Consider the following 6696-nt stretch of genomic DNA (forward strand, 5'->3'; position numbering starts at 1 on the left):
TCGATCCCTTTACCGCAAGGTGGCGGCGATCCTCGCACGTGTCTCTGTCAAGATCATAGCGAGCCCTAACAGGCTTTCTATGTTTTCCTGAGAATGACACAAATTCTTTCTCAGTTTTCTTAAGGCCAACGGAATTTTACCGGTTACCCCTGATAATTCAGGATTGAAGATCCGTTAATTCCGACTTTACCAGCCTCGGCGTCCTAGTTGCATTCCTCTAAAGCATAAATGCATAGATTTAACAGAACGCCAGCAAAACCAAGATTTATTCAAAATGTTCTGCTCACTGGGACCATCGAAATCCCGTAGGTCCTTGATCTCACCTCTGCATCAGCAGCAGTTTGACCAATCTTCTTCCAAGGCATGTAGGATACCCCGTCAGCAAAAACAATAAGCGGAGCTGTCAGAAATGCTGTTTTCAGCCAGTTTGCGGGAATTTCCAGCTCAAAGTCTCCACAAAGCTCTTTTTGAACATAAGTGATTCTGAAGCCTTCTGAGGAATGCGCTGCCTTATAGCGCCATCGCTCATCCCAAATTCCTTCATCTCCCGGTTTCACCTCAACCTCGGGCAAGCCCGCCCTACCCGCTTCTCTGAAGCAAAACCAAATACCATCTTCATGAGGCTTAGCCAGTGCAAACCGAACGCCACCCAGCGTGGCTGCTCTGGCACCTTCCTCTGATTTCAGCGTCTCATAAAGCCCTTCAAGCTTAGCAAGCCGGGGCATGTATGGCGCTCCTGAGATATAGCGGACAAGCCGGCCCACCAATCTCAGACCAATCTCATCGGGAATGTATTCCAGGCAGGAACTGTCAAACCGCACCGGACCAGCACTGTGGAACGTGCAGGACTTTTCGGCCACCTCATCAACCCAGACATCAATCGCATCCGCAGCACGCGCCATACGTCGTGCCGTATCAAACAGCTTTGTCGCTGTCAGCCCAAGCTCATCCAGTTCGCTTTGAGCCTGCCGGAACTTTATCCGGGTGAACTGCTCATCTTCATTGGATGGATCTTCAAACCACGGCACATGCGCTGAGTGTAAAACAGCTTTCAGGCGAGCCTTACTGATGTTGAGCAAAGGACGACAGATGTGAAAGCCATCCATCTCACGATCCCTAGCGAATGCACGCAAGACCATAAACACCACTACCCCGGGCAAGACGCGTCAGGAACGTTTCTGCCTGATCTTCCAGATGGTGCGCCAGAAACAGGGCGTCACAGCCATGATCCTCAGATGCCTGTCGTAACAACCTGTGCCGCGCATCCCGCGCTGCCGACTGGATGTTAGAGGATGGCTTATCTCCCTCCCACAGCAGCGTTTCATGCGGCACCTCAATACGGGTACAATACTGCGCAACACCAACGGCTTCACTTGCCGCTTCCGCGCGCAAACCATGGTTGACTGTGAAGGCATAAAGCTCAGGGGCTGCAAAACCCAGCTCCTGTGTCCACTGCTTCAAAAGATAAAGCAGGGCCATAGAATCAGCACCGCCGGACACACCAATGGCGATCCGGCGGAAAGACTTATACTCTCCGAAAAGCTCATCCAGCTCTTCGGTAGAAAAGAGAGCAACTTGATTAGAGGCAGTTGTCACGTTTTTGTTGAACCTTGGCCTGCTCCAAAACAGCTGGCGCTGCAAACTGGAAGTTGGCGAGAAGCTGCTCGTAGGTCTCACAAGCAGCGGGCGCGTTACCCATACCTGTAAGCGCAGTGCCCAACTTCAGCAAGCTCTCAGGAGCAAGTTCACTCTCTGGAAAATCAGTATAGCTTTTTAGGAAGGCTTGTGCCGCATTCTCATACTGGCGCTGTGCCAGCAGGCTTTCACCCAACCAGTGCTGCGCATTCGCGGTCAGCTCATGGTCTGGGTACATACCAAGAAACGTATCAAAGCCTTCAGTCGCAGCTGGATAGTTGCCACCAACCATCAGGCCGTAAATTGCGTTGTAATCAGACTGAGGCTCACCAGTCAGCAGCTCATTCACACTACCGGAAAACTGCAGAGAACCAGAGCTTGGCTGCAGTCGTGGAACCAGTCGGTGCTGCGTTGTTACCACGCGCAATCTGGGACAGATCCAGCGGACCACTGTTTGTACCCTGAGCAGGAGTGTTCAGCGTAGAAAGCTGCTGAGTGCGGTTTGCCGGTGCAGTCGTGCTTGGTGCCTGTACAACAGGAGGCTGAACAACCCGTGGTGTCTGACCCGGATTTTCCAACTGCTGGAGACGATACTCAACATCCTCTTGAGAACGACGGAGCGCATCTTCAGTCAGACGAAGCTTGTGATTGAGCTCTTCAACTTTACCCGTCAGCAGACGAACCTGCTCCTCAAGTTGACCAAGGCGGGCAGTGTTCTGAGCGGTCTCGTCATTTTTAGACGAACCGAAAAGCTGCGCGTTCGCAGGTAAACTAACAGAGGTTGCAAGCGCAAGAACAACAAAGCTTGTTGCAATACGTCGGTAAAGAGCCATCAATTATCTCCTGAGACACCCTTCAGGGGTCGGGTCGGAATTTCTCATCTCTTGGCAAGAGGAAAAGACGAAAATAGGGCACACATTCAGTGTTTCACCCCTATTTGCGGCTTCTCCCCGGCCAATTTCCGTTCTCCTACAAGTTTGCAGGAGTTTCAACAAAAAAGGCTCCCCCAAATCAGGGAAGCCCTTTTTAGATTTCAGCAGGTCAAACTCAATTACTGACCATTCAGAACAGTCACAGCACGACGGTTCTGGCTCCAGCAAGAAGCCGCGTTACAAACCGCAACCGGACGCTCTTTACCGTAGGAGATTGTCTTGATGCGGGATGGGCTAATGCCTTTAGCAACAAGGTATTCTCTAACTGCAGCCGCACGACGCGCACCCAGTGCAATGTTGTACTGACGGGTGCCGCGCTCATCAGCGTGACCTTCAATGGTAATAGAGTAGTTCTTGTAGTGCTGCAGCCACTGAGCCTGCTTGTCCAGAACTCCGCGAGCTGCACCATCAAGGGAGCTCTGGTTGTTGAGGAAGAATACACGATCCCCAACATTCACAACAAAGTCCTGACCAGAGCCAGCTGCAACAGAACTATTGCCACTGGTCAATTCAGGGCGTGTCTGCGAACAAGCTGCTGCGACGAGACACACAGCCACCACAGCGGCGAAACGCGCTCCGCGCGCGAACAGCGTCTTTGACATTTATAGAATCTCCTGTCCCTCAAACCCCGAGGGTTAAAAAAGCCCTAGACCAACTTGGTTAAGGGTAACTTGAATTTATTGGTTAATGAAGTGCTAATGACCCCAAATTCCCGCAAGAAATTGGGGTCTCAGCTTCACGATTAGTCGAGCAGCGGAGACCACGCCGGGTCTGATGCAAAGTTTGGTGTCTGAACCAGCTGTTCATTGTAACCAGTCAGATCAACAGTCCAGACCTGAGGACCGCCCTGCTCGCCCACAGTATCGCGGAAGAATGTCAGCACGCGCCCGTTTGGAGACCATGCCGGACCTTCGTTGTGATAGCCCTCTGTCAGGATGCGCTCACCCTTACCATCCGGACGAATAACACCGATCATAAAGCGGCCCTGATGCACCTTGGTAAAGGCAATCAGATCACCACGTGGAGACCACACAGGCGTAGAGTACTGACCCGGACCAAAGGAAATACGCTCAGCACCGCTGCCGTTGGAGTTCATCACATACAGCTGCTGAGAACCGCCACGGTCACTTTCAAACACCACCTGACGTCCGTCTGGAGAGAAGGACGGGCTGGTATCAATCGCTGCAGTGTTGGTCAAACGAGTTGTCCGACGAGTGCGTAAGTCCATCAGATAAAGGTTTGCATTGCTGCCCTGCTGCAAGCTCATGATGACCTTCTGGCCATCAGGTGAGAAGCGCGGCGCAAAGGTCATGCCCGGGAAGTTCCCAAGAACCTCACGTTGACCAGTCTCGATGTTGAACAGATAGACCTGCGGATTGCCGCCCACATAAGACATGTAGGTGACTTCCTGAGAAACAGGAGAGAACCGAGGGGTCAGAACCAGATCATCACCACGGGTCAGATAGCGCACATTCGCACCATCCTGATCCATGATCGCCAAACGCTTACGGCGCGCATCCTTCGGACCGCTCTCATCAATGAAGACAACGCGGGTATCGAAGTAGCCTTTCTCACCGGTCAAACGCTGGTAGATCGCATCGGAGATGATGTGAGCCAGACGGCGCCAGTTTTCAGGTGTGGTGAAGAACTGCTGGCCAATCAACTGCTGACCTGCAAACACATCCCACAAACGAAACTCAGCACGGATCTGACCGTTTGCCTGCTGCGCGATAGAACCAGTCACCAAGGCCTGAGACCCGATGGTCCGCCAGTCACCAAAGCGCGGCATGGTGCCTACATTCATTTCCTGCTGAATATGGGCAGCCGGATCAATCGGGCGGAACAAGCCCGAGCGCTGCAAGTCAGCGGCAACAACTTGAGAAATCTGCCCTGCCACGTCTTCCTGCAAGCCGGAACCTGCAAAGGGAGAGATTGCAATCGGCATAGGTTCAACGTTGCCCTGAGTAATATCCAGTTCAATCAAGGCGTAGGCAGGTTGAGAGATGGTAACAACAGCAACAGCAGCAGCCACAAAGCGGCATGCACGACGCCACAGCTGCTTGATTCCTGTTGTACGCATTGGGTTAAGCCCCATCACAAAGGACATAGACCTAAGCTCCTTTCAATCTCAATACCTAGTATCCAAGCATATCGCGAGGATCAAAATTCAAGATGACGGTTTTCCATGCATCATATTTAGCTGCTGGCAGAGAATACGGACCGCAGCGATAGACCGCGCGTTCTGCACTGCTTGCAGCAGCTCTGAATGTTGGGTTATTGCTGGAATTCAGAACCTGCATCTGCCCTTCAACTTCACCGGTACGGCTCAGGTTGAATTGCAGGCGAACGTTCAGATCTTCAGCACCAGCTGCACCCACAGGAGGGTTCCAGCACCGGGCAACCTGTCCGCGAAGCGCATCCAGCTCAGACTGGCTCATCTTCACATTGGTCTGGCCCAGTTCGGATCCAAGAGAAGCCGGTTTGGCGGACTTTGCAGTCCCGCTCGACTTCGCATTCGTCTTGTTCAGCAAAGCCGCCATCTTGGAGTTGAAGTCTTCCTTCTTCTTCGGCTTTTCCTTCTTAGGCGCTTTCGGACGCGCAGGAGGCTTCGGCTTGGAACGTGGACGGACTTTTACAAGCTGCTTCGGCTTTTCTGTTTTTTCTACTTCAGGACCAAGTTCTGCAGTCTCCGCAGGCGCCTTCTCTTTTGGCACTTCCTTTGGAGCTGGCTCTGGTTCAGCAGGTTCTGGTGGCGGCGGCGGTGTTTCAGCCTGCTGCACTTCCCTCTTCGCTTCCTGAACCTTCTTCACCTCTTTCTTGGCCTCACCGGTCTTTTTCTCCGGCTCAGGCTTTTCAGCAGGCTTCTTGGTCGGCTGCAACGCAGCCTCTTTGATTTCCTTCGCTTCCTTTGTACCCAGTTGCAGCTTGGTCAGCTCGCTCACAGGCACAAGATCCACGGGCAGTGAATCCACCGGGGCAGTCGAAAGCTCTTTGCCGAAGTTAAGCGAAACCGCTCCGGCAACAAGCACGACCACGTGAACAACTAGCGATGCGATAAGCCCTGCACGCATTCCCGGTTAACCCTGCTCCTCTAGAGTAACGAGCCCGATGCGCTTGTAGCCAGCAGCATTGATACGGCCCATAACCTTCATGATGACGCCGTAATCGGCATCCTGATCTCCACGCACATAGATGCGCTCGTTGTAGCCATTCTCGGCAATCGCACCGAGTTTCGCGATCAGCTCGTCAACCGGGATCTCAGTGTCCTGAATGAACACGGATCCGTCAGACTTAACGGAGATCGCTATCGGCTCAGTATCACCTTCCATCGCCTTCGCCCGGGTTTCGGGCAGGTCGATCGGCACACCAACGGTCAACAGCGGAGCTGCCACCATAAAGATGATCAGCAACACCAGCATCACGTCCACCATCGGCGTTACGTTGATCTCGCTCATTGGTGCATGGGAATGCCTGCGGCGACCACGTCTGCCGCCAGCGCGTCCACCACCACCAGCTGCTCCAGTGCTCATACCCATGGATTATGCTCGCTCATCAATACGGCGGGACAGAATGGCTGAAAACTCGTCTGCAAAACCTTCCATGCGCGCAGCCAGCTTACCGCTGTCACTCTGCAGCTTGTTGTAGGCAATAACCGCCGGAATAGCCGCGATCAGACCAAGACCGGTCGCAAACAGCGCTTCCGCAATACCCGGAGCCACAACAGCAAGGTTGGTGTTTTTGGAAGCCGCGATGGAGGTAAACGCATTCATGATGCCCCAGACCGTACCAAACAGGCCCACAAACGGGGCCGCACTGCCGATGGTCGCAAGGAACAACAGGCGTTTTTCAAGACGCTCAACTTCGCGGGAAATAGTCAGGTCCATCACGCGGTCAATACGCTGCTGCAGGCTGGCAATGGCAGGCTTATCCCCTTCGTGGGAGCGCTTCCATTCACGCATAGCAGCCACAAACAACGCAGACATGCCGTTATTCGCGCGGGAGGACAGAGACTTATAAAGCTCTTCGAGAGACTGGCCGGACCAGAACACGTTCTCAAAACGGTTCATCTGGCGGCGGGAACGACCGTACAGAACAACCTTGTCAAAGATAATCGCCCAGCTCCAGCAAC

Annotated in this window: 9 protein-coding genes and 1 rRNA gene (1 of these 10 only partly in view); all 10 read right to left on the bottom strand. The window is 53.3% G+C overall.

The genetic code is table 11. The annotated features are described in order from the left end of the window. Positions 1-269: 269 nt before the first annotated feature. The gene (locus tag ACJJIF_RS00355) at positions 270-1106 is read right to left on the bottom strand and encodes a PP-loop family protein (RefSeq protein ID WP_444928425.1); all 837 of its coding nucleotides are present in this window, start codon (positions 1104-1106) and stop codon (positions 270-272) included. Positions 1107-1116: 10 nt separating this feature from the next. Beyond that, positions 1117-1596: a tRNA lysidine(34) synthetase TilS gene (gene tilS / locus ACJJIF_RS00360; RefSeq protein ID WP_444928354.1), complete on the bottom strand. Its 480-nt coding sequence runs from the start codon at positions 1594-1596 to the stop codon at positions 1117-1119. Then, the gene (gene ybgF, locus ACJJIF_RS00365; protein ID WP_444928355.1) at positions 1580-1984 is read right to left on the bottom strand and encodes a tol-pal system protein YbgF; all 405 of its coding nucleotides are present in this window, start codon (positions 1982-1984) and stop codon (positions 1580-1582) included. The genes tilS and ybgF overlap by 17 nt, the downstream gene beginning before the upstream one ends. Position 1985: 1 nt before the next feature. Then, on the bottom strand, positions 1986-2468 hold the full coding sequence (locus tag ACJJIF_RS00370; RefSeq protein ID WP_444928356.1) for a hypothetical protein: 483 nt from the start codon (positions 2466-2468) through the stop codon (positions 1986-1988). A 218-nt stretch (positions 2469-2686) separates the two neighbouring features. After that, positions 2687-3169: a peptidoglycan-associated lipoprotein Pal gene (gene pal, locus ACJJIF_RS00375; RefSeq protein WP_008551510.1), complete on the bottom strand. Its 483-nt coding sequence runs from the start codon at positions 3167-3169 to the stop codon at positions 2687-2689. Between the two features lie 140 nt (positions 3170-3309). After that, complete coding sequence (tolB, locus tag ACJJIF_RS00380; RefSeq protein WP_014286940.1) at positions 3310-4674, bottom strand: Tol-Pal system beta propeller repeat protein TolB; 1365 nt, start codon at positions 4672-4674, stop codon at positions 3310-3312. A 28-nt stretch (positions 4675-4702) separates the two neighbouring features. Continuing rightward, the gene (gene tolA, locus ACJJIF_RS00385) at positions 4703-5638 is read right to left on the bottom strand and encodes a cell envelope integrity protein TolA (protein WP_075697877.1); all 936 of its coding nucleotides are present in this window, start codon (positions 5636-5638) and stop codon (positions 4703-4705) included. Positions 5639-5644: 6 nt separating this feature from the next. Then, positions 5645-6103, bottom strand: a complete 459-nt coding sequence (tolR, locus tag ACJJIF_RS00390; protein WP_014286942.1) for a protein TolR — start codon at positions 6101-6103, stop codon at positions 5645-5647. 3 nt (positions 6104-6106) lie between these two features. Further along, positions 6107-6634 (bottom strand): protein TolQ, encoded by a 528-nt coding sequence (gene tolQ / locus ACJJIF_RS00395; RefSeq protein ID WP_444928357.1) that lies wholly within the window; start codon positions 6632-6634, stop codon positions 6107-6109. A gap of 33 nt (positions 6635-6667) precedes the next feature. Beyond that, positions 6668-6696, bottom strand: a 16S ribosomal RNA gene (locus tag ACJJIF_RS00400); it runs 1354 nt beyond the window's last position.

Source organism: Microbulbifer regidiadema (SeqCode), from assembly GCF_052467605.1.